The organism is Tabrizicola soli, from assembly GCF_015999335.1.
GTDB lineage: Bacteria > Pseudomonadota > Alphaproteobacteria > Rhodobacterales > Rhodobacteraceae > Tabrizicola > Tabrizicola soli.
Map to the genome: position 1 here is coordinate 67,519 of NZ_JAEACP010000007.1, position 26,143 is coordinate 93,661.

23 protein-coding genes are annotated in these 26,143 nt (G+C 69.7%); 12 read left to right on the plus strand and 11 right to left on the minus strand.

The genetic code is table 11. The features are described 5' to 3' along the window. Positions 1-171: 171 nt before the first annotated feature. Complete coding sequence (locus I7S92_RS07760) at positions 172-1,011, minus strand: AAA family ATPase (protein WP_197642924.1); 840 nt, start codon at positions 1,009-1,011, stop codon at positions 172-174. Between the two features lie 172 nt (positions 1,012-1,183). Here I7S92_RS07760 and dksA point away from each other — a divergent pair, with 172 nt between their 5' ends. Next, positions 1,184-1,606 carry an RNA polymerase-binding protein DksA gene (dksA, locus tag I7S92_RS07765; protein WP_197643048.1) on the plus strand — a complete coding sequence of 141 codons (423 nt, stop codon included), beginning with the start codon at positions 1,184-1,186 and terminating at the stop codon, positions 1,604-1,606. 73 nt (positions 1,607-1,679) lie between these two features. Further along, a complete protein-coding gene (locus I7S92_RS07770) occupies positions 1,680-2,852 on the plus strand; it encodes an FAD-dependent monooxygenase (RefSeq protein WP_197642925.1) in 1,173 nt (390 codons plus the stop codon). Positions 2,853-2,912: 60 nt separating this feature from the next. Here the strand turns inward: I7S92_RS07770 and I7S92_RS07775 are convergent, their stop codons facing one another. Together I7S92_RS07775 and I7S92_RS07780 are read right to left on the minus strand one after the other, a co-directional pair. Further along, positions 2,913-3,464 (minus strand): RSP_2648 family PIN domain-containing protein, encoded by a 552-nt coding sequence (locus I7S92_RS07775; RefSeq protein WP_354001313.1) that lies wholly within the window; start codon positions 3,462-3,464, stop codon positions 2,913-2,915. 49 nt (positions 3,465-3,513) lie between these two features. Next, positions 3,514-4,728, minus strand: coding sequence for an RSP_2647 family RNA methyltransferase (locus I7S92_RS07780; protein ID WP_197642926.1), 1,215 nt, complete (start codon positions 4,726-4,728; stop codon positions 3,514-3,516). 148 nt (positions 4,729-4,876) lie between these two features. Between I7S92_RS07780 and edd the strand changes: the two genes are divergently transcribed. Next, positions 4,877-6,682, plus strand: coding sequence for a phosphogluconate dehydratase (gene edd, locus I7S92_RS07785; protein ID WP_197642927.1), 1,806 nt, complete (start codon positions 4,877-4,879; stop codon positions 6,680-6,682). Between the two features lie 260 nt (positions 6,683-6,942). Next, positions 6,943-7,590: a bifunctional 4-hydroxy-2-oxoglutarate aldolase/2-dehydro-3-deoxy-phosphogluconate aldolase gene (gene eda / locus I7S92_RS07790; RefSeq protein WP_197642928.1), complete on the plus strand. Its 648-nt coding sequence runs from the start codon at positions 6,943-6,945 to the stop codon at positions 7,588-7,590. 45 nt (positions 7,591-7,635) lie between these two features. Here the strand turns inward: eda and I7S92_RS07795 are convergent, their stop codons facing one another. Both I7S92_RS07795 and I7S92_RS07800 read right to left on the minus strand, forming a co-directional pair. Next, positions 7,636-7,911 carry a hypothetical protein gene (locus I7S92_RS07795; protein ID WP_197642929.1) on the minus strand — a complete coding sequence of 92 codons (276 nt, stop codon included), beginning with the start codon at positions 7,909-7,911 and terminating at the stop codon, positions 7,636-7,638. Continuing rightward, positions 7,898-10,687: a [protein-PII] uridylyltransferase family protein gene (locus tag I7S92_RS07800; protein WP_197642930.1), complete on the minus strand. Its 2,790-nt coding sequence runs from the start codon at positions 10,685-10,687 to the stop codon at positions 7,898-7,900. The genes I7S92_RS07795 and I7S92_RS07800 overlap by 14 nt, the downstream gene beginning before the upstream one ends. A 270-nt stretch (positions 10,688-10,957) precedes the next feature. Here I7S92_RS07800 and I7S92_RS07805 point away from each other — a divergent pair, with 270 nt between their 5' ends. The 5 genes from I7S92_RS07805 to I7S92_RS07825 all read left to right on the plus strand — a co-directional run bounded on the left by I7S92_RS07805 (position 10,958) and on the right by I7S92_RS07825 (position 15,328). Next, positions 10,958-11,416, plus strand: a complete 459-nt coding sequence (locus I7S92_RS07805) for a DUF2852 domain-containing protein (protein ID WP_197642931.1) — start codon at positions 10,958-10,960, stop codon at positions 11,414-11,416. A 128-nt stretch (positions 11,417-11,544) separates the two neighbouring features. After that, complete coding sequence (locus I7S92_RS07810) at positions 11,545-12,372, plus strand: arginyltransferase (RefSeq protein ID WP_197642932.1); 828 nt, start codon at positions 11,545-11,547, stop codon at positions 12,370-12,372. Between the two features lie 67 nt (positions 12,373-12,439). Continuing rightward, on the plus strand, positions 12,440-12,781 hold the full coding sequence (locus I7S92_RS07815) for a winged helix-turn-helix transcriptional regulator (RefSeq protein WP_197642933.1): 342 nt from the start codon (positions 12,440-12,442) through the stop codon (positions 12,779-12,781). 100 nt (positions 12,782-12,881) lie between these two features. Beyond that, positions 12,882-13,481, plus strand: coding sequence for a TRAP transporter small permease subunit (locus I7S92_RS07820; RefSeq protein WP_197642934.1), 600 nt, complete (start codon positions 12,882-12,884; stop codon positions 13,479-13,481). Continuing rightward, complete coding sequence (locus I7S92_RS07825) at positions 13,481-15,328, plus strand: TRAP transporter large permease (protein ID WP_197642935.1); 1,848 nt, start codon at positions 13,481-13,483, stop codon at positions 15,326-15,328. The genes I7S92_RS07820 and I7S92_RS07825 overlap by 1 nt, the downstream gene beginning before the upstream one ends. A gap of 53 nt (positions 15,329-15,381) precedes the next feature. Here the strand turns inward: I7S92_RS07825 and I7S92_RS07830 are convergent, their stop codons facing one another. Together I7S92_RS07830 and gstA are read right to left on the minus strand one after the other, a co-directional pair. Beyond that, complete coding sequence (locus I7S92_RS07830; RefSeq protein WP_197642936.1) at positions 15,382-16,488, minus strand: TRAP transporter substrate-binding protein; 1,107 nt, start codon at positions 16,486-16,488, stop codon at positions 15,382-15,384. Between the two features lie 173 nt (positions 16,489-16,661). Beyond that, on the minus strand, positions 16,662-17,300 hold the full coding sequence (gstA, locus tag I7S92_RS07835) for a glutathione transferase GstA (protein ID WP_197642937.1): 639 nt from the start codon (positions 17,298-17,300) through the stop codon (positions 16,662-16,664). Between the two features lie 347 nt (positions 17,301-17,647). Between gstA and I7S92_RS07840 the strand changes: the two genes are divergently transcribed. From I7S92_RS07840 to ilvN, 3 genes are read left to right on the plus strand one after another with little or no spacing between them, the layout of a single operon-like run. Continuing rightward, positions 17,648-19,393 carry an acetolactate synthase 3 large subunit gene (locus I7S92_RS07840; protein ID WP_197642938.1) on the plus strand — a complete coding sequence of 582 codons (1,746 nt, stop codon included), beginning with the start codon at positions 17,648-17,650 and terminating at the stop codon, positions 19,391-19,393. After that, on the plus strand, positions 19,393-20,634 hold the full coding sequence (locus I7S92_RS07845; protein ID WP_197642939.1) for a glycosyltransferase family 87 protein: 1,242 nt from the start codon (positions 19,393-19,395) through the stop codon (positions 20,632-20,634). The genes I7S92_RS07840 and I7S92_RS07845 overlap by 1 nt, the downstream gene beginning before the upstream one ends. Before the next feature lie 13 nt (positions 20,635-20,647). Then, positions 20,648-21,208: an acetolactate synthase small subunit gene (gene ilvN / locus I7S92_RS07850; RefSeq protein ID WP_197642940.1), complete on the plus strand. Its 561-nt coding sequence runs from the start codon at positions 20,648-20,650 to the stop codon at positions 21,206-21,208. A gap of 215 nt (positions 21,209-21,423) precedes the next feature. Here the strand turns inward: ilvN and I7S92_RS07855 are convergent, their stop codons facing one another. The 4 genes from I7S92_RS07855 to I7S92_RS07870 form a co-directional block, all read right to left on the minus strand. Continuing rightward, positions 21,424-22,632, minus strand: a complete 1,209-nt coding sequence (locus I7S92_RS07855; RefSeq protein ID WP_197642941.1) for an SAM-dependent methyltransferase — start codon at positions 22,630-22,632, stop codon at positions 21,424-21,426. A 56-nt stretch (positions 22,633-22,688) separates the two neighbouring features. Beyond that, positions 22,689-23,459: an enoyl-CoA hydratase-related protein gene (locus I7S92_RS07860; protein ID WP_197642942.1), complete on the minus strand. Its 771-nt coding sequence runs from the start codon at positions 23,457-23,459 to the stop codon at positions 22,689-22,691. Between the two features lie 65 nt (positions 23,460-23,524). Continuing rightward, entirely contained in the window at positions 23,525-23,998 is a 474-nt protein-coding gene (locus I7S92_RS07865; RefSeq protein WP_197642943.1) for a cytochrome c-type biogenesis protein, read from the minus strand. Then, positions 23,995-25,965 (minus strand): heme lyase CcmF/NrfE family subunit, encoded by a 1,971-nt coding sequence (locus tag I7S92_RS07870; protein WP_197642944.1) that lies wholly within the window; start codon positions 25,963-25,965, stop codon positions 23,995-23,997. The genes I7S92_RS07865 and I7S92_RS07870 overlap by 4 nt, the downstream gene beginning before the upstream one ends. Positions 25,966-26,143: the final 178 nt, after the last annotated feature.

Consider the following 26,143-nt stretch of genomic DNA (forward strand, 5'->3'; position numbering starts at 1 on the left):
TGCCCTCACGGTACCGTTGCCGTCACGCTCCCGTCGCGCGCTGCCGGGGAGGTCCAGGACGATTCGCGCGCCTGAAATCGCTCCGAAGCGCACCCCTCCTCGAGCACTTCGTGCACTCGTCGGCACCGCCCGCGAGGAGTGCACGAAGTGCTCGACGAGCCGTCCGGCGCGCTATCGTTGTCCCCGGGCGATGAAGGCCAGCCGCTCGAACAGCTGGACGTCCTGTTCGTTCTTCAGAAGCGCGCCATGCAGCCGCGGCAGCGCGCCATGCGGAGCGCGGCGCAGCTCCTCGGGTCCGAGATCCTCGGCCAGCAGAAGCCGCAGCCAGTCCAGCACCTCGGAGGTCGAGGGCTTCTTCTTCAGACCCGGCACCTCGCGGATCTCGAAGAACCGGGTCAGCGCGGCGGTCAGGAGCTGGTCCTTGATGCCGGGGAAATGCACCCGGACGATGGCGGCCAGCGTCTCGGCATCGGGGAAGCGGATGTAGTGGAAGAAGCAGCGGCGCAGGAAGGCGTCGGGCAGTTCCTTCTCGTTGTTGGAGGTGATGATCACCACCGGCCGGTGCCGGGCGCGGATGGTCTCGCCGGTCTCGTAGACATGGAACTCCATCCGGTCGAGTTCCTGCAGGAGGTCGTTCGGGAACTCGATGTCCGCCTTGTCGATCTCGTCGATCAGGAGGACGACGCGGGCCTCGGCCTCGAAGGCCTGCCAGAGCTTGCCCCTGCGGATGTAGTTCGCGACCTCGTGGACGCGCCCGTCGCCCAGCTGGCTGTCGCGCAACCGGCTGACGGCATCGTATTCGTAAAGCCCCTGCTGCGCCTTGGTGGTCGATTTCACATGCCATTCGATCAGCGGCAGGCCAAGGCTCGCGGCCACCTGGCGGGCCAGCTCGGTCTTGCCGGTCCCCGGCTCTCCCTTGACCAGAAGCGGACGCTGCAAGGTCACGGCCGCATTGACCGCCAGCGCCAGATCCTCGGACGCGACGTAACTTTCGGTCGTGGAGAATTTCATGGCGATTACAACGTCCTGATCACGGAAATTTCACAAACCCTACCTTTGGGCACAAAAACTCGCAACCGCTAGTGACAATCGGATGGGCTTGGGATAGAGCCGCGCCAACAGGAGCGCGTCGATGACAGAAGCCCACCTGTCGGAGCGATCCGGCGCCAAGGAGACAGTTTCGATGAAGGCCGAGGTTTTCCTGCCCGACGATTATCGTCCCGCCGAGGACGAGCCCTTCATGAACGACCGCCAGCTGGAATACTTCCGCCGCAAGCTTCTGACCTGGAAGCAGGAGTTGCTGGACCAGTCGGCCGAGACCATCGACAGCCTGCAGGACAGCGCCCGCAACGTCCCCGACATCGCCGACCGCGCCTCCGAGGAGACCGACCGCGCGCTGGAGCTGCGCACCCGCGACCGCCAGCGCAAGCTGGTGGCCAAGATCGACGCCGCGCTGCGCCGGATCGAGAACGGCGAATTCGGCTATTGCGAGGTCTCGGGCGAGCCGATCAGCCTGAAGCGACTGGACGCGCGCCCCATCGCCACGATGACGCTGGAAGCCCAGGAAAAGCACGAGCGGCGCGAGAAGGTGCACCGCGACGACTGACGCCTGCCCGGCGCTTGCATTTGCGTTTGACGCCGGGCCGATGGTCCGGCGTTTTCACTTCTCGGGGGTCCGAATGAGCCTGATCGGTCAAACCGTCATCATCGCCGGCGCGGGCATCGCCGGTCTTGCCGCGGCGCTGGCGCTGGCGCTGCGCGGAGCCTCGGTCACCGTGCTGGAACAGGCGGATGCGGTCCGCGAGGTGGGGGCGGGGCTGCAGGTCTCGCCGAACGGGGCGGCGGTGCTGCGGGCGCTGGACCTGCAGGCCGGGCTCGATGCCGCCTCGATGCGGGCCGAGGCGGTGCAGCTGGTCGACGGCCCCACCGGCGATCCGGTGGCGCGGCTGGACCTTGGCCGCTTGCGCCCCGACCAGGGCTATCATTTCCTGCACCGGGCCGATCTGATCGACCTGCTGCTGAAGGCCGCCACCGGGGCCGGGGTGACGCTGCGGCTTCTGGCGCGCGTGGCCTCGGTCGATCTGTCCGGCCCCCGCCCCGCGGTGCTGCTCGAGTCCGGCGAGCGGCTGGACTGCGGGCTTCTGGTCGGCGCGGATGGCCTGCATTCGCGGGTCCGCCTGGCCCTGAACGGGCCCGAGGAGCCGTTCTTCACCCGCCAGGTCGCCTGGCGCGCGGTGATCCCGGCCGAAGCCGGCGCCGCCCCGGTGGCCGAGGTCCACATGGGCCCCGGCCGGCACCTGGTCAGCTATCCCCTGCGCGGCGGCACCCTGCGCAACCTCGTCGCGGTCGAGGAGCGCGACCGCTGGGCCGAGGAAAGCTGGACGCTGCGCGACGATCCGATCGACCTGCGGCTGGCCTTCCAGGGCTTCTCGCCCCGGGTGCGCGGCTGGCTGGACCGGGTGGAAGACCCCTGGCTCTGGGGTCTGTTCCGGCATGAGGTGGCGGAAACCTGGGTCAGCCCGAAAGGGGTGGCGATCCTGGGCGACGCGGCGCATCCGACGCTGCCCTTCCTTGCGCAGGGGGCGAGCATGGGGCTGGAGGACGCCTGGGTTCTGGCGGATTGCCTCGGCCGCGCGGCGGCGATCCCCTCGGGACTGGCGGCCTATCAGGCCCGGCGCAAGCCGCGCGCGACCCGGATCGTCGCCGCCGCCAATGCCAATGCCCGCGCCTACCACCTTGCGGGCCTGCCCCGGCTGATCGGCCACAGCGGCCTGCGCCTGCTCTCCCGCCTGTCCCCCGGCACGATGATCAGCCGCTTCGACTGGCTTTACGGCCACGACGTGACCCGCTGACCGCAGCGTAGGGTGCGCTACAGCGCACCTTCCAGCGCCATGCTCACCGTGCAGGCTGCGCTACGGCGCACCGGCCCGATGCGCCTCCAGCGCCTTCGCCAGCCGATACAGCCGCGCCCGCTTCAACAGCGCCTTCAGCGCCACCGGCTGGCCCGAGATCGCCTCGGCCCTGGCCCGCACCGCCTCGACCACCCGCGCCATCGCCTCGGGATGGCGCGACTGCAACTCCCAGAGGAACCCGTCCGGATCGCGGCGCTTGAGGCCCTCGGCCGCCAGGACATGACCGGGGAAATCCTGCGCGTTGAAGGTGACGATGGCATCCGCGCCGCTGGCGATGGCGGTGGCAAGGACATGGCGGTCGTTCGGGTCTGGCAGCACCAGCCGGGCCTCGATGTCCTGGCGTTCCGCCACCAGCCCGCGCGGAAAGGCGGCGCGCAGGCCCGCCGCCTCGGCCGCCGCGATGGCCGGGGCCTCGGCGCCGAGCTTGGCGGTGGCCAGCACCCATTCCCGCAGGATGCGGTCCGAGAAGACCGGCCGGTAAAGCCCCGCCGCGCCCGCGCCCTGCAGGATCTCGCGCAACACGGTGGGATACAGGACGCAGGCATCCAGCACCGCCCGCTGCGGGTCAGGCGCAAGCGTAGGGTGGGCAATATTGCCCACCCTACCCGTCCAGCCGGAAGGCCAGGGCCTTGAGATAGGAGGATTCCGCCAGCTGCGGCAGCACCGGATGGTCCGGCCCGGCAAAGCCGGTATGGATGATCTGCCCCCGCCGCCCGCCGCGCCCGATCCCGCGTGCGCTGGCATTGCGGAAGGCCTGCAGGTCGGCCGCATGGCTGCACGAGCACAGCACCAGATAGCCCCCCGGCGCGACCAGCGGTGCCGCCAGCCGGGCGATCCGCTCATAGGCGCGCAGTCCCGCCTCCAGCGCCGGCTTCGCGGGCGCAAAGGCCGGCGGGTCGCAGATCACCAGATCGAAGCGCGCGCCTTCGGCCCCAAGGGCCTCCAGCACCTCGAAGGCATCGCCCTGCCTTGTGGAGAACCGCTCGCCCATGCCCGAGGCCCCTGCCCCGGCCTTCGCCAGTTCCAGCGCGGCGGCCGAGGCATCGACGGCCAGCGCGCGCTCCGCGCCCCCGGCCAGCGCCGCCAGCGCAAAGCCCCCGACATGGGAGAACACGTCCAGCACCCGCCCGCCCCGCGCCAGACGGGCCGCGAAGGCATGGTTCGGCCGCTGGTCGAAGAAGAGCCCGGTCTTCTGCCCGCCCATCACATCGGCCATGTAGGTGGCGCCGTTCATCGCCACGGCGACCGGCCCCTCGGGCGCGGGCCCATGTACCACCGCCATCTCCTCGGCCAGGCCTTCCAGCCCCCGCGCCCGGCCCTGGCCGTTCTTGACCACGGTCGCGACGCCCGTCACCGCCACCAGCGCCGCCACCAGCGCGGGCAGATGCGCCTCGGCCCAGGCGGCGTTGGGCTGCACCACGGCGACCGCGCCGAAACGGTCGATCACCACGCCCGGCAGCCCGTCGGCCTCGGCATGGACCAGCCGGTAGAAGGGCGCGTCGAACAGCCGCTCGCGCAGCGCCAGCGCCCGGGACAGCCGCGCGGCGAACCAGTCCTCGTCCACCACCGCCTCGGGGTCGCGGTCCAGCATCCGGGCGATGATCTTCGACTTCGGGTTGACCGTCACCAGCCCCAGGGGCCGGCGCTCGCCATCCTCCAGCACCGCCAGCGTGCCGGGCGCCAGCCCCTGCGTGCGCCGGTCGGTCACCAGTTCGTCGGCATAGACCCAGGGGAAACCATGGCGGATCGCCCGCGCCTCGGCCCTGGGCTTGAGGCGGACGGTCGGAATGCGGCGGGGCTCGGTGATGTCATCCATGCCCCGCCATAGCCGATCCGCCCCGGATGCGGAAGCCATGCCGCTGGCAAAGCCGGCCGCGCGCGCTATCCTTTGCCCGGCCCCTGCCGCCCATCTTGTTAGCGCTAACAAATGATGCTACAGGAGCGCCAGCCGCCCGGAGGACCAAATGACCCTGCATCCCGTGATCGCCCGCGTCACCGACCGCATCCGTGCCCGCTCGGAGGCGACCCGGGGGCTTTATCTGGAGCGCATGGCAAAGGCCGTGTCAGATGGACCCGTCCGCGCGCATCTGAGCTGCGGCAACCAGGCCCATGCCTATGCGGCGATGGGCGCGGCCAAACCGGCGCTGGCGGCGGCCAAGGCGCCGAACCTCGGCATCGTCACCGCCTACAACGACATGCTCTCGGCGCACCAGCCCTATGAGGCCTACCCCGCCCTGATCCGCGGAGCGGCGGCGAAGGCCGGGGCGACGGTGCAGGTCGCGGGCGGGGTGCCCGCGATGTGCGACGGGGTCACGCAAGGCCAGGCGGGGATGGAACTGTCGCTCTTCTCCCGCGATGTGATCGCGCTGGCGGCGGGGGTGGCGCTCAGCCACAACTGCTTCGACGCGGCGCTCTATCTGGGGGTCTGCGACAAGATCGTGCCCGGCCTGATCATGGCGGCGGCGAGTTTCGGCCATGTCCCGGCAGTCTTCGTCCCGGCCGGCCCGATGACCAGCGGCATCCCGAACGACGAGAAGTCGAAGGTCCGCAACGCCTTTGCCGAAGGCCGCGCCAGCCGCGAGGAGCTGATGGCGGCCGAGATGGCCAGCTACCACGGCCCCGGCACCTGCACCTTCTACGGCACCGCCAACACCAACCAGATGCTGATGGAATTCATGGGCCTGCACCTGCCCGGCGCCAGCTTCGTGAACCCCGGCACCCCCCTGCGCGCGGCGCTGACCTCCGCCGCCGTCGAGCGCGCGGCGGCGATCACCGCCCTCGGCAACGACTTCCGCCCCGCGGGCGAGATCCTGGACGAACGCGCCTATGTGAACGGCATCGTCGGGCTGATGGCGACGGGGGGCTCGACCAACCTGGTGCTGCACCTGCCCGCCATGGCGCGGGCCTCGGGCGTGATCCTAGACCTGCAGGATTTCGCCGACCTTTCCGAAGCGGTGCCGCTGATGGCCAAGGTCTACCCCAACGGCCTTGCCGACGTGAACCACTTCCACGCCGCCGGGGGCCTGCAATTCCTGATCGGCCAGCTTCTCGACGCCGGCCTCCTGCATCCGGATGCAAGGACCGTGGCCGGCGAAGGGCTTGCCGCCTACCGCCGGGAACCCGTCCTGACCGGGGGCCGCCTGGCCTGGCGCGACGGCCCCGGCGCCAGCCTGAACGACCGGATCCTGCGCCCCGCCGCCGATCCCTTCGCCGCCTCGGGCGGGCTGAAGCTCCTGACTGGCAACCTCGGGCGCGGGGTGATCAAGGTCTCGGCCGTCGCCCCCGAGCGCCATGTCGTCGAGGCCCCGGCCCGCATCTTCCACAGCCAGGAGGCGGTGAAGGCGGCGTTCAGGGCGGGCGAGTTCACGGCGGATACCGTGGTCGTCCTCCGTTTCCAGGGCCCGCAAGCCAACGGGATGCCCGAGCTTCACTCGCTGACGCCGACCCTCTCGGTCCTGCAGGACCGCGGGCTGAAGGTGGCGCTGGTGACCGATGGCCGGATGTCCGGCGCCTCGGGCAAGGTCCCGGCCGCGATCCATGTCTCGCCCGAGGCCGCCGCCGGCGGCCCCCTCGCCCGCCTGCGCGACGGCGACCTGATCCGCCTCGACGCCGCGGCGGGCACGCTTTCCGTGCTGGCCGAAGGCTTCGACAGCCGCGCGCCCGCCACCGCCGACCTTTCCGCCAACGAACACGGCATCGGCCGCGAGCTCTTCGCCGCCTTCCGCCGGGGCGTTGGCAGCGCCGACACCGGGGCCGCGCTGGTCCTGTGACCCGCGCGCCCCTGACAAGCCTTCGCCTCCGGCGGGGATATTTTAGCAAAGATGAAAGGAATCGCAGGGCAGGATGGCGGCGCGGTACAGGCGGGGACGCCGATGACCGTCAAAGGTGAAAGGCCCCCCGTCTCCCCCGGTTCTCCGGCCCGAGACGGGGGTGTCCGCCTTCCCAGCCCTTTCATCTTTGCTAAAATATCCCCGCCGGAGGCTTCCGCAACCTCCGCATCCCCGAAGCCGGGAAAGACAGGAACCAGACCATGACCCCCGAAGCGCAATCCCTGAAGGCCGCCGAAATCTGCCGCCTGGCCCCGGTCATCCCCGTGCTGGTCATCGACGACCTCGCCCATGCAAGGCCCCTCGCCGAGGCGCTGGTCGCGGGCGGGCTGCCGGCGCTGGAGGTGACGCTGCGGACGCCGCAGGCGCTCGCCGCGATCCGGGCGATGGCCGAGGTGCCGGGGGGCGTCGTCGGGGCGGGCACGCTCCTGACCCCGGCCGACGTGAAGGCGGCCAAAGCGGCGGGCGCAACCTTCGGCGTCTCGCCCGGCGCGACCGAAAGGCTGATCGCGGCTTGCGAGGACGAGGGCCTGCCGCTCCTCCCCGGTGCGGCGACCGCCTCCGAGATCATGGCGCTTCTGGAACGGGGCTATACGGTGCAGAAGTTTTTCCCGGCCGAACAGGCGGGCGGCGCGGCCTACCTCAGGTCGATCGGCTCGCCCCTGCCGCAGGTCGGCTTCTGCCCGACCGGCGGGATCAGCCTGAAGATCGCGCCCGACTACCTGGCGCTGAAGAACATCCTCTGCGTCGGCGGCAGCTGGGTCGCGCCGAAAGAGGCGATGGCCAGGGGCGAGTGGGAGACGGTCACCCGGCTGGCCCGCGAGGCCGCAACGCTCGCCCGCGGCGCGTAAGCGATTTCCGAACGGAAATCGGCCCGGAATTCGTTCGAATTCCGGTTACGCCCCGGCTGCCTGCCGCCCGATCCGTCCCCCCCGCCGCCGCGCGGGCCCCGGCGCCGCGAGGGCCTGCTGCAGCACCGCCGACATCGGATGGTCGGGCGCCGCCAGCGCATAGGTCGCGATCAGGACGCGCACCGCATCGGCCTCGGCGCGGCCGATCGGGATCGACAGCGCCCAGTCCATGAAGATCGACCGGCATTCGCCGGGGGTGATCCCCTCGATCCGGTAGCTTTCCCGCACCAGCCCCTTCGGATCCGCCTCAGCCAGGTCCATCGCCCGTCTCCCCATTCCCTGCCCCCACCAGCCGCGTCACCGCCGCTTCCGCCTCTGCCGTCGCCCGCGCCAGATCCAAGGCCAGCGCCCCGGCATCCGCCGCCCCGGTCTCGCGCAGGACGAAGGCGCGGCCGCCCTCGCCCAGCCGGTCCCAGTCCAGCGCACCCTCGCTCAGCAGGCGCGCCGCCGCATGCAGCCGCCACAGGAGCCTGTAGGCCGAAGCCAGCGCCTGCGCGTCCGAATCCGGCACAATCCGGCCCGCTCCCGCCGCGATCTGCCGTTCCACCCCGCGCGCCGGGCTGCCCGCGATCAGCGCAAGCGTCTCGGCGGCCAGTTCGATGTCCATGATCCGCCCCGGCCCGTTCTTCGCATCCCACGCGCCCTGCGCCGGTTTCGCGGCCTGCAGTCGCGCGCGCATCCCGGCCACATCCGCCCGCACCCCCGCCCCCCGCCCCTTGGCGGCCAGCAGCGCCCGGCGGAAGGCCTCGACCTCGCCGGCGAGCGAGGGGTCCCCAGCCAGCACCCGCGCCCGGGTCAGCGCCAGATGCTCCCAGGTCCAGGCCTCGGTCTCCTGATAGGTGCTGAAGCTGGCCAGCGAGGTCGCCACCGGCCCCGCCCGGCCCGAGGGGCGCAGCCGCATGTCGACCTCGTAGAGCCGCCCCTCCGGCATCTGCGCGGTCAGCGCCGTGACCAGCGCCTGCGTCAGCCGCGCGTAATAGGGCCGCGTCGCAAGCGGGCGCGGCCCGTCCGAGCCCTCCACCCCCTCGGCGTCGTAGATCACGATCAGATCGAGGTCCGAGCCCGCGTTCAGCCGCCCCGCCCCCATCGAGCCCATGCCGATCACCACCGCGCCGCGCCCCGGCATCGCCCCGTGCTTGCGGGCGAAATCCGCCGTCACCTCGGCCCAGATCACCGCAACCACGGCCTCGGCCAGGTCGGCGTATTGCTTGCCGGCCTCGAAGCCGTCGATCAACCCGCGCAGATGGTGCACGCCGACCCGGAAATGCCATTCCTTCATCCAGCGCCGCGCCATCGACAGCCGCGCCTCGTAATCGGTGGCCCCAGCCAGCTTGCCCGCCAGTTCCGCCCGCAACCCCGCCATCCCCGGCCAGTCGCCCCAGAAACTGCCGCCGATCACCCCGTCCAGCACGGCGGCGTTGCGCGACAGATACAGCGCCAGCGCCGGGGCCGAACCGGCGATGTCCACGATCAGCTCGATCAGCGTCGGGTTCGCCTCGAAAAGCGAGAATATCTGCACCCCCGCCGGCAGGCCCGAGAGGAACCCGTCCAGCGCCACCAGCGCCTCGTCCGGGTTGGCGGCGCGGGCCAGTTCCTTCAGGAGGCGCGGCCGCAGCCGGCGGAAGATCGCCTGCGCCCGGTCCGAGCGCAGCGCCGGATAGCTTTCCCAGCGCCGCGTGATCTCGCGCGCGGTGTCGGACAGTTCCGGTCCCTCCTCGGCCGCGCCGGGGGCGAAGAAACCCTCGGTAAGCCGGTCGGTGCGGGTCAGCCGGTCCAGCAGGTCGCGGCGGAACCCGGCCTCGTCCTGGCCGCAGAAGGCGGCGATGCGGGCGACGCCTTCCGCCGTAGCCGGCAGGGAATGGGTCTGGGCGTCGTTCACCATCTGCAGCCGGTGCTCGACCTCGCGGTGCGCGCGGTAGAGCGCGGTCAGTTCCGTGGCGGTATCGGGCGGGACCCAGCCCTTCTCGGCCAGCGCCGCCAGCCCCCCCACCGTGGTCCGGTCGCGCAAGCCGGGGTCGCGGCCCCCGGCGATCAGTTGGCGGGTCTGGGTGAAGAACTCGATCTCGCGGATGCCCCCGGCGCCCAGCTTCATGTTGTGGCCCTCGACCGTGATCGGCCCGTGCAGACCCCGGTGGTCGCGGATGCGCAGGCGCATGTCATGCGCATCCTGGATCGCCACGAAATCCAGGTGCTTGCGCCAGACGAAGGGGGTGAGCGCCTTCAGGAACCGCTCGCCCGCCGCGATGTCGCCGCCGCAGGGCCGGGCCTTGATATAGGCGGCGCGCTCCCAGGTGCGGCCCTCGGCCTCGTAATAGGCCTCGGCCGCCGCCATCGACAGGCAGACCGGCGTCACGCTGGCGTCGGGACGCAGCCGCAGGTCGCTGCGGAAGACATAGCCGTCGGTCGCATCCGACAGGATCGCCGTCATCCGCCGGGTGATCTTGATGAACGACGCCCGCGCCTCCTGCTCCTCGCCGGGATAGCGGGTCTCGTCGAAGAGGCAGATCAGGTCGATGTCCGAGGAATAGTTGAGCTCTCCCGCCCCCATCTTCCCCATCGCGAGCGCCACCATCCCCCCCGCCGTCGCCGCGTCGTCGGCGGTAGCGCCGGGCAGCTTGCCGCGGCGGATCTCCTCGGCCGCCTGCGTGACCAGCGCCAGATGCACCGCCCGGTCGGCCAGCCGCGTCAGCGCCCCCGTCACCGCCTCCAGCGGCCAGACCCCGCCCAGGTCGCACAGCGCCGCCAGAAGCGCCACCCGCCGCTTGGCCTGCCGCAGGGCCAGCGCCAGCGCATCCGGCGCCACCGAGCCGGGCGCTTCAAGCGCCGCCTCCAGCGCCGCCTCGGGCGCCTCGACCGCCGCGCGCAGCCAGTCGGCCTCGCGCAGCATCAGGCCGCGCAGATAGGGGCTGCACCCGGCCGTCCCGGCCATCAGCGCCATCACCTCGGGCGCAAAGCCCGGAAGCTCCAGGCGCAGGTCCGCCGCGGCGGCGGGGTCGAAGGCGATGGGCTGGCGGGTGATGCGGGCGGCAAGGCTCATGCGCGGACCTTGCGGCGCGGCCGGGGAAGGGTCAACCACCGACCCGCGCAGGCTCGCTCTTTTTCCAAAGAGTCTTGGGGGTTTGGGGGTGAAACCCCCATCACCCGGGGGAAAGGAAGGGTCTTCACGCGAACGCGCTCGATTCACCAGCCGTCCGAAGCCGCCCGGAAACGTGATGTAAAATATCTTCACATACCCCTTGATCGCAGGCCGGGGCGCGCGCATCTTCCATCATGTGAAACAGCTTCACATCAACCTGGAGACCCGCCGATGTACACCACCACCGACACCGCCCGGCCTGGCGGGATCCGCAACGCCTTCCGCCGCGGCGAGGCCTGGCTTGACCAGCGCGGCAAATGGGCCTGGATCGCCCTGATGATCCTCGGCTTCATCGTGAACCCGCTTCTCGGCCTTGCCGTCCTCGCCTACATGATCTGGGGAAAACAGATGTTCGCTCGCACCTGCGGCCAGCGCCGCCAGCATGACCAGTCCTGGGGCCGCCGGTCCGCGCAATCGACCGGCAACAGCGCCTTCGACAGCTACAAGGCCGACGCCCTGCGCCGGCTGGAAGAGGAGCAGGCGGCTTTCGAGTCCTTCCTGCAGCGCCTGCGCAACTCCAAGGACAAGACCGAGTTCGACGCCTTCATGGACGAACGCGCCCGCGCCAATGCGCCCGGGTCCGGGGCCGAACCCAAGGCCGAAGCCGACAACCGCCCCGGCGAATACTGACACGACCGCCCCGCCCGGAGCCGCTCCGGGCGGGGTCGTTCCCCTTCCCGCCGCCGGCGTTTTCGCCGCTTGGCGGATGGCCGCACTCTTGCTAGGCTGGCGCGGTTTCCATCCCCCCCGGACCCCCGATGCGCCACACGCTTCCCCTTGCGCCCCAGTTCTATGTGACGGCGCCCCAGCCCTGCCCCTATCTTCCGGGCCGGATGGAGCGGAAGCTCTTTACCGCGCTGCAGGGCGAACATGCGCAGAAGCTGAACGACACCCTGTCGAAACAGGGCTTCCGCCGCAGCCAGAACGTGCTCTACCGCCCCTCCTGCGCCGAATGTTCCGCCTGCCTCTCGGCCCGGATCCGGGTGGCCGACTTCCAGCCCTCGCGCACGCAGAAGCGAATCCTCAAACGCGCCGCCGCGCTGCGCCGCAACGCGACCAGCCCTTGGGCGACCGAGGACCAGTTCGCCCTCTTCCGCCGCTATCTCGACCAGCGCCATGCCGACGGCGGCATGGCCGACATGGACATCTTCGAATTCGCCGCGATGATCGAGGAGACGCCGATCAAGAGCCGCGTCATCGAATACACCCGCCCGCCCGGAGAGGGCGAGCGTGGCCGCCCCCTCGCCGCCGTCTGCCTGACCGATGTCTTCGACGACGGGCTGAGCATGGTCTACAGCTTCTACGACCCCGACCTGACCGCGCTCAGCCTCGGCACCTACGTGATCCTCGACCATGTCGCCATCGCGCGCGAGGCCGGGTTGCCCTTCGTCTATCTCGGCTACTGGGTGCCCGGCAGCCGCAAGATGGGCTACAAGGCCGGCTTCTCGGGGCTCGAGATCTACAAGGGCGGCGAATGGGGGCCGATCGGCAAGCCGGCGGACCATGACGCCGACCTGCATCCGCTCTCCGTCGATCCGATCGCCGAGCAGGTCGCCCGGCTCAGCCTGCCCGACACCCGGTTCTGAGGGGCCACCGCTTGCCCCGTCGCCCCGCGCCCCCTATCTTCAGCCGAAGCACAGCACGGCGCGCGCCATGACCCACAAGAACCGCACCCCGCATCCGATGTGTCCGCTTTCGGACTGCATGGCCTTCATCGGCGGGGCCTGGACCCCGAACATCCTGTGGCATCTCGCGACCGGCCCGCGCCGCTTTTCCGAACTGCGCGCCGACATCCCGCTCGTCTCGGCCAAGGTCCTGACCCAGCGCCTGCGCGAGCTCGAGGAGCGCGGCATCCTGGTCCGCGCCATGTCGCAGGCCAGCGCCCTGACCGTGGAATACCGCCTGACCGAGCTTGGCCATGAATTCATGCCGGTGGTCCAGGCCATCGCCGAGGTCGGCCAGCGCCTGAAACGACGTAACGTCGCGGCAGCCTGACCCTTGGGCGGTTGACCATGGGGTTTTCGCCACGCTAACCGGCTGATGACGTGATCGCAGGCCCGCAGCAGACGGGCGACAACAGGGGAGGAACCAGCCAATGCAGGCTTTGCTTGGCCTCGCGCGCGGCATCGACCGCGTGAGCGGATTCGTCGGCAGATTCGTGATGTGGCTCATCTTCATCGCGGTGATCGTCAGCGCGGGCAACGCGATCGTGCGCAAGGCGGTGAACTGGTCGTCGAACTCGCTGCTGGAGCTGCAATGGTATCTCTTCGGCGCCGCCTTCATGGGGGCCGCCGCCTATACGCTGCAGCAGAACGAGCATATCCGCATCGACATCTTCTACGGCAGCCGCTCGCGCCGCACCCAGCACTGGATCGACCTCTTCGGCCATGTGCTCTTCACCCTGCCCTTCGTCGCCCTCATGGCCTGGATGCTGGTCCCCTATGCCTGGCAGGCCTTCCGCATCGGCCAGATCTCGAACAATGCCGGGGGTCTCTTGATCTGGCCGGCGCGAGCGATGCTGGCGGCGGGGTTCATCCTGCTGATCGCGCAGGTCCTGTCCGAGATCGTCAAGAAGATCGCCGTGATGCGGGGCCTGATCGAGGACCCCCACCCCTTCGTCTCGGCGCATGAGGCGGCCGAGCTGGAGGGCGAGCAACTGGCCCGCAGCGTGGCCGAAGCGGGAGACGGACGCTGATGCTGGAATTCATCGCCATCAACATGGCGCCGATCATGTTCGGCAGCCTGATCGTCTTCCTGCTGCTGGGCTATCCGGTCGCCTTCTCGCTGGCGGCGAACGGGCTTTTGTTCTTCGCCATCGGCGTCTGGCTGGCGCCCTGGTCCGAAGGCACGATCACGCTGGACTGGCCGCTGCTCTTCACCATGCCGGCCCGGCTCTGGGGCATCATGTCGAACGAGACATTGCTCGCCATCCCCTTCTTCACCTTCATGGGCATCATCCTGGAACGATCCGGCATGGCCGAGGACCTGCTGGACACGGTGGGCCAGCTTTTCGGCCCGGTCCGGGGCGGCCTCGCCTATGCGGTGGTGATCGTCGGCGCGCTGCTGGCGGCCACGACCGGCGTCGTCGCGGCCAGCGTGATCGCGATGGGGCTGATCTCGCTGCCGATCATGCTGCGCTACGGCTATGACCGGCGCGTCGCCAGCGGAGTCATCGCGGCCTCGGGCACGCTGGCGCAGATCATCCCGCCCAGCCTGGTGCTGATCGTGCTGGCCGACCAGCTGGGCCGGTCGGTCGGCGACATGTATGCCGGCGCGCTGATCCCCGGGCTGGTGCTGACCGGGCTCTACATGCTCTACATCTTCGCGATCTCGCTCTGGCGGCCGCACTGGGTGCCCGCGCTCCCGGCCGAGGCGCGGACCCTGGGCCACGGCGTCGTCTCGCTTTTCGTGGCGCTCGCGCTCTGCATGGCGATCGGTTACGGCGCCCATGTCGCGCTCTACCCCTCGCAGGGGCCGAATGCCGACATCCTGGGGGCCTCGGTCGGGGTGATCGTCATCTATCTCTGGGCGATCCTGGACAAGGCCACGGGGATGAACCTCTTGTCCAACCTCGCCCGGCAGGTGATCATCGTGCTGATCCCGCCGCTGGCGCTGATCTTCCTCGTCCTCGGCACCATCTTCCTCGGCATCGCCACCCCCACCGAGGGCGGGGCCATGGGCGCGCTCGGCGCCATGGTGCTGGCGGCGATGAAGAACCGCCTCAGCCTCACCGTCATCCGCTCGGCGCTGGAATCGACCACGCGGCTTTCCGCCTTCGTCATCTTCATCCTGATCGGCGCGCGGATGTTCAGCCTGGCCTTCTACGGGGTGAACGGCCAGATCTGGGTCGAACACCTGCTGGTCGGCCTGCCGGGGGGGCAGACGGGCTTCCTGATCATCGTCTCGGTGCTGGTGTTCCTCCTGGCCTTCTTCCTCGACTTCTTCGAGCTCGCCTTCATCATCGTGCCGCTTCTGGTCGCGCCCGCCGTGGCGCTGGACATCGACCTGATCTGGTTCGGGGTGATCCTGGCGGTCAACATGCAGACCTCGTTCATGCACCCGCCCTTCGGCTTCGCGCTGTTCTTCCTGCGCTCGGTCGCGCCGCGCGGGCCCTATACCGACAAGCTCACCGGCGCGCGGCTGGCGGGGGTGACGACCGGGCAGATCTACTGGGGGGCCACGCCCTTCGTGGTGATCCAGGTGGTGATGATCGGCATCACCATCACCTTCCCCGGAATGGTCATGCATTACAAGGGCGAGGTGGTGGACCCCGCCACGATCGAGATCAAGCTCCCCGGCATCGCCCCCCTCGCCCCTGCCGGAGCACCCTCGCCGGGCGGCCCGGCGCTCGGCACCCCGAACTTCGGCGCACCGGCCGCTGGAGAGGGCACACCCCCCGCCCTGCCGCAGCCGAATCTCGGCGGCCCGACTCTTGGCACCCCCGACTTCGGCGCCCCCGCGACCGGCGATGGCGCAACCCCCGCCCTGCCGCAGCCGAACCTCGGGGCACCGAAACTCGGCGCTCCGGTCATCAACCCCTGAACGCAAAACGGCCCCGGATCGCTCCGGGGCCGTTCCCGATCCCGCAAGCGGGATTAAAGCTTGCCGGCCTGCTGCTGCGCCATCATGAACACGTCATAGTTGTATTCGGCGATCTGCGCGTTCAGATAGGCGTCCTTGCGGAAGGCCACCTGGCTGTCCCAGATCTTCTTGAACGCGGGATTGCTGGCGCTGACCTCGGCATAGGTCGCCGCCGCCGCGTCGAAGGCCGCCGAGAGCACGTCCTGCGGCAGGGGCCGCAGCTGCGCGCCATTGGCGACCAGGTTCTTCAGCGCGGTCGGGTTCTTCCAGTCATAGCTGGCCAGCATGTCGGTATTGGCCACCACGCAACCCGCCTTCAGCACCGCCTGATAGGACTTCGGCAGTTCGTTCCACTTGTCCAGGTTGACCATGGTGGCGATGGCCGGACCGCCCTCCCACCAGCCGGGGTAGTAGTAATAGGGCGCGACCTTCTGGAAGCCGAGCTTCTCGTCGTCATAGGGGCCGACCCATTCGGCGGCGTCGATCGTGCCCTTTTCCAGCGACGGATAGATGTCGCCGCCGGCGATCTGCTGCGGCACGACGCCCAGCTTCTCGATCACCTTGCCGGCGAAACCGCCGATCCGCATCTTCAGCCCCTGCATGTCGGCAAGCGAGTTGATCTCCTTGCGGTACCAGCCCGCCATCTGCACCCCGGTATTGCCGGCCGGGAAGGCGATCAGGTTCTGGGTGGCGTAGAACTCGTTCATCATGTCCACGCCGCCGCCATAGTAGAACCAGGCGTTCATCATCCGCGCGTTCAGCCCGAAGGGCACCGCCGCGCCAAGCGCATAGGCCGGGTCCTTGCCCCAGTAGTAGTACGGGACGGTATGGCAGGCCTCGACCGTGCCGCTGGCGACGGCATCCGCCGCCTCCAGCCCCGGCACCAGTTCGCCCGCCGGGAAGATCTGCAGCGTGAAGCGGCCGTCCGTCATCTCCGAGACATAGCGCGCCATGGTGTCCGCCGCGCCGAAGATCGTGTCCAGCGACTTGGGGAAGGACGAGGTGACCCGCCAGGTCACCGTGGGGGCCTCCTGCGCGATGGCGGGCGCGGCCAGTCCGGCGGCCGCCGTCGCGGCCACGCCGCCGACAGTCGCCCTGGTCAGAAATGAGCGTCGATCCATTCAGGTCTCCTCCATGTGATGCGCGATGCGCCGTCCCGGCCGGTAGGTCCCGGCGGCGCCCCGGACGAAAGCCTAGACAAGCTTTCCACGGATGAGAACCCGAAACTGCCATGTGACGCAGGGTCACCCAAAGGGAAGCCGGGGCCCGGCACGCGGGCCCCGCGCCGGCAGGATCAGGCCAGGCCCTCGGCCTTCAGCGCCTTCTGCACCGCCGGGCGCGCCGCGACCTTCTCGCGCAGGGCGACGACATGCGGGAATTTCGACAGGTCATGGCCCACGATCTGCGACCAGTTGGTCACGGTGAAGAGATAGGCGTCGGCCGGGGTATAGTCCTTGCCGGCGATCCATGGGCCGCGCCGGGCAAGCCGGTCCTCGACCACCTTCAGCCGCGCATCGACCAGCGCATACTGCCTTTCCTTCGCCTCGCCCTCGATCCCGCCGAAGAAGGGGGAATAGCTCTTGTGCACCTCGGCCGAGACATAGTTCAGCGCCTCGGCCATCCGGGCGCGCTCCAGCGTGCCGGGGGCGGGCAGCGTGCCGGGGGCGGCGCTGTCCATGACATGCTGCATGATCGCCACGCCCTCGGTCAGCACCTCGCCATCGCCGAGGTCCAGCGCCGGCACCGCGCCGCGCGGGTTGATCGCGGCGAAATCCGCCCCGGTCTCGGTGCGCTTGGCGCGGATGTCCACCTTCTCGGCGGTGAAGGGCACACCGGCCTCGTTCAGGGTGATATGCGAGGCCAGCGAACAGGCGCCCGGCGAATAGTACAGCTTCATCCAGTCCTCCATGCCGCCCGGCAAGCTCCGGGCCATGGCAGCCAGATAGACCGCCCGCGCGCGTGTTTCACTTGCCGATCCGCGCGCAGGACCCGTGCCTTTTTGCCGCAAGTTCGGAAAGTTGCGCCGCGCGGCGATGCACCGCAACAAAAGTTCAAAATCCGGGGCCGCAAGCGACATTTTCGCATTGCAAATCCGGTTGACGCCCGGCATATCCGCACCTAGTGTTCCGTCCGAACATGAAGGGATGGGCCAATGGCCGGGATTCTTCTCATCGTAGGAAGGAAGCGCATGGGCCGGTGACGGTTGACCATAGTGGTTCCCATGCGCCCCCGAAGGTAACTTCCGGGGGCTTTTTGTTGCGCTAAAGCGGAGAGACGGAAATGTCGAAGCAGATGACCGGAGCGAGGATGGTGATCCAGGCCCTGAAGGACCAGGGCGTCGAGGTCGTCTTCGGCTATCCCGGCGGCGCGGTGCTTCCGATCTATGACGAGATCTTCCAGCAGAACGACATCCGCCATGTCCTCGTGCGCCACGAACAGGGCGCGGTGCACATGGCGGAAGGCTATGCCCGCTCGACCGGCAAGCCCGGCGTGGCGCTGGTGACCTCCGGCCCCGGCGCGACCAATGCGGTCACCGGCCTGACCGATGCGCTGATGGATTCGATCCCGATCGTGGTGCTGACCGGCCAGGTCCCGACCTTCATGATCGGCACCGACGGCTTCCAGGAGGCCGACACGGTGGGGATCACCCGGCCCTGCACCAAGATGAACTGGCTGGTGAAGGACACCGCGAAACTGGCCGAGACCATCCACCAGGCCTTCCATGTCGCGACCCACGGCCGCCCCGGCCCGGTGCTGATCGACATCCCCAAGGACGTGCAATTCGCCACCGCCGATTATGTCCCGGCGGAAAAGGCGAAGATCGGCCATTACCAGCCCCGCACCGAGGGCGACCCCGACCAGATTGCCCGCCTGGTCGAGATGATGGAAAATGCCGAGCGTCCGATCCTCTATACCGGCGGCGGCGTGATCAACTCCGGCCCCCGCGCCAGCGCGCTGCTGCGGGAACTCGCGGCCGAGACCGGCTTTCCGGTGACCTCCACCCTGATGGGCCTCGGCTCCTACCCGGCCTCGGGCAAGAACTGGCTGGGGATGCTGGGGATGCATGGCCTCTACGAGGCCAACCTCGCGATGCACGGCTGCGACCTGATGATCAACATCGGCGCGCGGTTCGACGACCGGATCACCGGCCGGGTCAAGGACTTCTCGCCCCGCTCCAAGAAGGCGCATATCGACATCGACCCCTCCTCGATCAACAAGGTGATCCATGTCGACGTGCCGATCGTCGGCGACGTGACCAGGGTGCTCGAGGAACTCCTGCGCCAGTGGCGCGCGCGGGGGTCCCGGACCGAGAAGGCGGGCCTCGCGAAATGGTGGAAGCAGATCGACGAATGGCGCGCGGTCAGGTGCCTGAACTACAAGCCCTCGGCCAGCACGATCAAGCCGCAATACGCGCTGGAGCGGCTGGAGGCCCTGACCAAGGGCATGGACCGCTACATCACCACGGAAGTCGGCCAGCACCAGATGTGGGCCGCGCAGTTCCTGGGCTTCGAGGACCCGAACCGCTGGATGACCTCCGGGGGCCTCGGGACGATGGGCTACGGCCTGCCCGCGTCGATCGGCGTGCAGATCGCCCACCCCGAGGCGCTGGTGATCAACGTCGCGGGCGAGGCGTCCTGGCTGATGAACATGCAGGAAATGGGCACCGCGATGCAGTTCCGCGCCCCGGTCAAGCAGTTCATCCTGAACAACGAACGCCTCGGCATGGTCCGCCAGTGGCAGGAACTGCTGCATGGCGAGCGCTACTCCTCCTCCTGGTCGGAATCGCTCCCTGATTTCGTCAAGCTGGCCGAGGCCTTCGGCTGCAAGGGCATCAAGGTGGATCACCCGAAGGACCTCGACGACGCGATCCTGGAGATGATCCGCTACGACGGCCCGGTGATCTTCGATTGCCTGGTGGAGAAGCACGAGAACTGCTTCCCGATGATCCCGTCGGGCAAGCCGCACAACGAGATGCTGCTCTCCGCCGATGCCGAGGCCTTCCGCTCGGGTGCGGTCCTCGTCTGATGCAGGAGGCCAGCGCACGGCGTGCCGCCGATGCCCGGGTCGCGGCCCTGTCGGGCAGCCGGGTCTGGCAGGTCGTGTTCCTCGGGACAAGCCTGACGCTGATCTGCGCCGGGCTGATCCACATGACGGCTTTCGTGCTGACCTCCGAGACCGGGACCCGCGCCTTGAGCATGGATTTCCGCGTCTTCTGGTCGGCCGCCCGGCTGGCCCTCGCGGGAGAGCCGCTGGCGGTCTTCGACAACGCGCGCCTTGCGGCCGAGCATGGGGTCGATACCAGGGACTGGATGCCCTGGACCTATCCCCCGGGCTATCTCCTTCTGATCCTGCCCTTCGGGGCGATGCCCTTCGCCTGGGCCTTCCTGCTGTCGACCCTGGTCTCGCTCCTGCTGATCGCCTGGGCCCTGCGCAGCTTCACCCCCGGCGCGCCGGCGGTCTGGCTGGCGCTTTGCCTGGCGCCGGCCTACATCCCCGCGATCCTGATCGGCCAGAACAGCATCCTCTGGCTGGCCGGGCTCGTCGCCGCCCTCGCCGCCCTGCGCGACGGGCGCTGGCTGCTTGCCGGCGTCTTCATCGGCTGCCTTACGCTCAAGCCGCAACTCGGGGTGATGGTCGCCGTCGCCCTGGTCGGCGCCGGGCTCTGGCGCAGCATCCTCGCGGCCTCCTTGACGGCGCTTGTCCTTGCCGCCCTGCCGACGCTCGCGCTCGGGCCGGAATACTGGCCGCTGCTGCTGGAACGGCTGGGCGAGCAGTCGGAGCGCCTGGTCCGTTCGATCGAGACCCTGACCCTGATGGTCGGGCCCTACTATCTCCTCACCCTGCTGGGCCTGGCCTCGCAGACCGCGCTCTGGGTCCAGTTCGGACTGTCCGCGCTCTGCGCGGTCTTCGTCTTCCTGCTCTGGCGCAGCCGGGCGGCCGGCTTCGATGCCAAGGCGGCGGGCCTGCTGCTGGCGATCCTGCTCTCCGCGCCCTACCTCTGGTATTACGAGGCGGCGCTCATGGCGGTCGCCGGCCTCTTCCTCCTGCGGGCCGGAGTTCTCGGGGCCAGCCTGCCGCATCTCGGCCTCCTGCTGCTGCTCTGGCTCGGCGCCGCGCCGCAGGCGGTCAACGTCTTCCTGAAGTTCGGCGACGGCCGCTATCTCGGCGCGATGATCATCACGCCGGTCCTCCTCGCCAGCCTCGCCCTTCTCCTCTCCCACCTCCTTGCCGCGGGACGCGGCGCGTCGCAGACTGCGGCCTCATGAACGGAAACGAACCATGTCAGCACTGAACATCAAGAAGGGCTCGACCAGCCATTCCGCCTACGACCTCCGCTCCGCCCTGTCGGAGGTCGAGGAATCCCACACCCTGGCCGTGATCGTCGAGAACGAACCCGGCGTCCTCGCCCGGGTGATCGGCCTCTTCTCGGGCCGGGGCTACAACATCGACAGCCTCACCGTGGCCGAGGTCGACCACACCGGCCACCGCAGCCGCATCACCGTCGTGACCCGCGGCACCCCGGCCGTGATCGACCAGATCGAGGCGCAGCTCAGCCGCATGGTCCCGGTCTATGCCGTCCACGACCTCACCGCCGAAGGCCCCTCGGTGCAGCGCGAACTGGCGCTGGTCAAGGTCCAGGGCCGGGGCGAGCACCGGATCGAGGCCCTGCGCCTGGCCGAGATCTTCCGCGCCAACGTGGTGGATTCGACGCTGGAGAGCTTCGTCTTCGAGATGACCGGCACGCCGGACAAGATCGACGCCTTCGCCGAGCTGATGCGCCCGCTCGGCCTGGCGGAAATCGCCCGCACCGGCGTCGCGGCCCTGTCGCGCGGGATCTGACGCGCAAGGTGGGTGAATCACCCACCCTACTCGGGGATGCCAGGGGACACCGTATCCCGGGTGGAGGTGTCGGGACGCCTCCGGCGGGAGTATCTGGAAAAAGAGCAAGTCTCCGGGCGCAGGTGTAGGGTGGGCAATCTGCCCACCTTCGCCAACGCCGAGCAAGCCCTGGGACGGATGTGTAGGGTGGGCGATCCGCCCACCTTCGCCACCGCCTAGCTGTTGCGTGCCGCATATAGGTAGTCCCGCGTCCCCGGCACGGTCAGGCGGCCCTTGGCCAGCTGCAGCTGGTGGATCACCAGATGCGCCTCGGAAAAGGCCAGTTCCGCCGATTGCAGGTAATAGCGCCACATGCGGATGAAGCGTTCGTCATGCAGCTGGCGCACCCGGTCGATGTTGCGGTCGAAGCGGTCCAGCCAGCCCTGCAGCGTCCGCTCGTAATGCCCGCGCCAGACCTCCAGGTCGGACAGGATCATCCCCGACCGCTCCACCGCCCGCATCGCCTCGGATATCGCCGGGCAATAGGCGCCGGGGAAGATGTATTTGTTGAACCAGGGCGAGATCGTGTCGGGCGGCGACCAGCGCCCGATGTAATGGATCAGCGCCACGCCCTCGGGGGTCAGGATATCCGCGACCTTGCGGAAATAGGTGCCGAGATGCGGCAGCCCCACATGCTCCATCATGCCCACCGAGACCACGCGGTCGAAGCTCTCCGTCACCGCCCGGTAGTCCTGCAGCCGGAACTCGACCTGCCCCGCCAGCCCCGCCTCGCGCGCACGGCGCTGCGCCTCGGCCAGCTGCACCTCGGAGAGCGTGATCCCCACCACCTCGGCCCCGGTGTCCCGCGCCAGCGCCAGCGCCAGCGTGCCGAAGCCGCAGCCGATGTCCAGGACCCGCATCCCCGGCCGCAGCATCAGCTTGCCCGCGATATGCTCGATCTTCGCCGCCTGCGCCTCGTCGAGGCTCATCTCGGGCCGGCGGAAATAGGCGCAGGTGTATTGCCGCGTCGGGCCGAGGAAGAGGCCGTAGAGCTCGTCCGAGATGTCGTAGTGATGCGCCACATTGCGCCGCGCGACGCCCATGTGGTTCCACAGCGTCCAGGACCGCACCCGCCCGGCCAGCCGCGCCATGGCCGCGACGGGCCATGGCAGCTGCCGCCCCCGCGCATTGCGCAGCGCGAAGGTGATGAAGCTGCGGATATCGTTCCCGGCGATCGTCAGGCGGCCGTCCATATAGGCCTCGCCCATGGCAAGGTCCGGGTTGCGGAAGAAGCGGCGCGGCAGGGCCGGGTCGTGCAGCGTCACCTCCACTTCTGGCGGGCCGCCGGGGCCGATCGCATGCGTCGTGCCATCCGCCAGCGTCAGACGCAACCGCCCGGTCCGAACCCCCGCACGCAAGAACGCAACCAGCAGCCGGTCCCACATCGCCGCCCCCCCGGATGACCCGAAGCCATCAACGCGCCAGGGACCGCGCCGGTTCCCTACCGCCCGCAAAAATCCGGCACGCGCTTTTCCAGGAAGGCCGCGACCCCCTCGCGGAAATCCGCGCTCGCGCCGCAGAGGCCCTGCAACCGCGCCTCCAGCGCCAGCTGCGCCTCCAGCGGCTGGTCGAAGGCCCCGCGCAGCGCCTCTTTCAGCGCGGCATAGGCGCCCGTCGGCCCCTGGGCCAGCTTTGCCGCCCGCGCCGCCACCACCTGCTGCAACTGCGCGTCCGGCACCGCCTCCCAGATCATCCCCCAGGCCTCGGCCTGCCGCGCGCCGACGGGCTCGGCCAGAAGCGCCGCCCCCATCGCGCGCTGGAACCCGACCCGGCGCGGCAGGAACGAGGTGCCGCCCGCATCCGGGATCAGCCCGATCCGGGCGAAAGCCTGGATGAAGACCGCGCTTTCCGCCGCGATCACCAGGTCGCAGGCCAGCGCCAGGTTGGCCCCCGCCCCGGCCGCCGCCCCGTTCACCGCCGCGATCACCGGGACCGGAGCCTCGGTGATCGCGCGGATCATCGGCACATATTCCCCGTTCAGCGTGGCCTCGAACCCCGCCTCGTCCAGCCCCTCTGCATCCGTCAGATCCTGGCCCGAGCAGAAGGCCCGCCCCGCCCCGGTCAGCACGATCACCCGCGCCGCATGGCCCGCGCGCAGGGCCGCCGTCAGCTCGGCCCGCAGCGGCCGGTTCAGCGCGTTCATCACCCCGGGCCGGTTCAGCGTGATGCGGCAGATGCCGCCCTCCGTTTCCACCCTGACCAGATCGCCCATGCCGTCCTCCCCGCTGCCCTGCCACTCTAGCCGGGCGCGGGGTCGAGCCAAGCCGGAACGCCGCGTCACTTCTTCAGGATTTCCTCCAGCCGCGCCTCCTCCGCCTCCGAAAGCGCCGCCTCGGGCACCATGCCCCGCCGCCGCCCCGAGGCGACCGCGACGCCCACGCCCACCAGCAGAAGCGCCGGCCCCGCCAGCCAGAGGATCAGGTTCGACCCCGTCGCGCGCGGCTTAAACAGCACCCCCTCGCCATAACGGGCGACGATGTAGTCCACCGCCTCCTCGTCCGTGTCCCCGGCCACCAGCCGCTCGCGGATGATGATCCGCAGGTCGCGGCTGATCGGGGCATTGCTGTCGTCGATCGTCTCGCCCTGGCAGACCGGGCAGCGGATGTCGCGGCTGATCTCGCGGGCGCGGGCCTCCAGCACCGGATCGGCCAGCATCTCGTCAGGCTGCACGGCCGCCACCGGCGTCGCGAGCAGCAGGAAGGCGAGGATGTAGGGTGGGCAATCTGCCCACCATCGCTGCAAGCGTTTCATTCCGCCGGCACCCCCACCGCCCCGCGCCGCGCGCCGGCCGCGACGCGGTAGCGCCGGTCGGTCAGGCTCAGCACGCCCCCCAGCGCCATGATGATCGCCCCGCCCCACAGCCAGTTGGCGAAGGGCTCGATATAGCTCCGCACCGCCCAGCCGCCCGAGGCCTGGCGGTCCCCCAGCACCAGATAGATGTCGCGCAGGAAGCCGTAGTCGATCGCCGCCTCGGTCGTCGGCATGGCCGCCACCGGATAGACCCGCTTTTCGGGCGACAGCACCGCCACCACGGCGCCGTTCCGCATGACCGTCATCCGCCCCATGGTCGAGACATAGTTCGGCCCCTCGACCTCGTGCACCTCGTCCAGCCGCACCTCGTAGCGGCCCAGCGGATAGGTCTCGCCCAGCTGGACCACGCGGATGTCCTCGACCTTCCAGGACAGCATCGCCGCCACCGCGAAGATGGTGATGCCCAGCCCGCCATGCGCCAGGACCCGGCCCCAGTCCGCACGCGGCAGCCGCGAAAGCCGCGCCAGCCGCGCGCCGATCCCCTCGCGCCCGGTCCGCGCCCAGAGGTCGGTCAGCGCGCCAAGGACCACCCAGGCCCCCAGCATCAGCCCCACCGGCCCCAGCGCCGAGCGCCCGGTCTGCATGGCAAAGGCCAGCGCCCCCAGCGCCAGGGCCAGCGCCAGGGCCGGGAGCAGGCCGCGCAGGGTCCGCCCCAGCGCGCCGCGCTTCCAGGCCAGCATCGCGCCGACCGGCAGGATCGTCGCAAGGCCGACCATGAAGGGGGTGAAGGCCGCGTTGAAGAAGGGCTCGCCGACGCTGACCGCCCGGCCAAGCGCCAGCTCGGCGACCAGGGGCCAGATCGTGCCGACGAAGACCACGAAGGCCGCGACCGTCAAGAGGATGTTGTTCGCGACCAGCGCGGTCTCGCGGCTGACCATGGCGAAGACCCCCTTCGCCTCCATCACCCCGGCGCGGGCCGCGAACAGGACCAGCGCGCCGCCGGTGAAGAAGCCCAGGATCATCAGGATGAACACCCCGCGCTCGGGGTCGTTGGCGAAGGCATGGACCGAGGTGATCACGCCCGAGCGCACGATGAAGGTGCCGATCAGGGAAAAGCCGAAGGCCAGGATCGCCAGAAGGATCGTCCAGGCCTTCAGGCTCTCGCGCTTTTCCACCACGATGGAACTGTGCAGGAGCGCGGCGGCCAGAAGCCAGGGCATGAAGCTCGCGTTCTCGACCGGGTCCCAGAACCAGAACCCGCCCCAGCCCAGCTCGTAATAGGCCCACCAGGAGCCGAGCGCGATGCCGATGGTCAGGAAGATCCAGGCCGCCAGCGTCCAGGGCCGCACCCAGCGCCCCCAGGCGGCATCGACCCGCCCCTCGATCAGCGCGGCCACGGCAAAGCTGAAGGCCATGCTCAGCCCGACATAGCCGAGGTAGAGGAACGGCGGATGGAAGGCGAGACCGGGGTCCTGCAGAAGCGGGTTCAGGTCCTGCCCGTTCATCGGCGGCACGTCCACGCGCCAGAAGGGATTCGAGGTCCAGAGCAGGAAGGCCAGGAAAGCCACCCCGATCAGCCCCTGCACCGCCAGCACCCGCGCCTTCAGCCGCGTCGGCAGCCCCTGCCCGAACAGCGCCACCGCCGCGCCATAGACCGCCAGGATCAGCACCCAGAGGAGAAGCGACCCCTCATGGTTCCCCCAGACCCCGGCCACCTTGTAGAGCATCGGCTTCAGCGTGTGCGAGTTGTTCACCACCACGATCAGCGAGAAATCCGAGACCACGAAGGCCCAGGTCAGCGCCCCGAAGGAGGCCGCGACCAGCACCGCCTGCATCAGCGCCGCGGGTTCCGCCAGCGCCATCAGCCGCGCATCGCCGCGCTGCGCGCCCCATAGCGGCAGCGTGGCCTGCACCAGCGCCACCATCAGCGCCAGGATCAGCGCAAAATGCCCAAGCTCGACGATCATCGCGCCCCCTTTGTTGCCGCCATGATAGGGCTTTGCCCCGCCGGGGGAAATCCCCTGCGCCCTTCCGCCGCGCAGAAGCGGCGATCTGCCGGAACCTGGCCCGCCGCGCCGCCGGATTGCCGGTTGCCACGCGCGCGCCCCTCCCCTTACATCTGAAGGAACCAGGCGAGCGGAGACC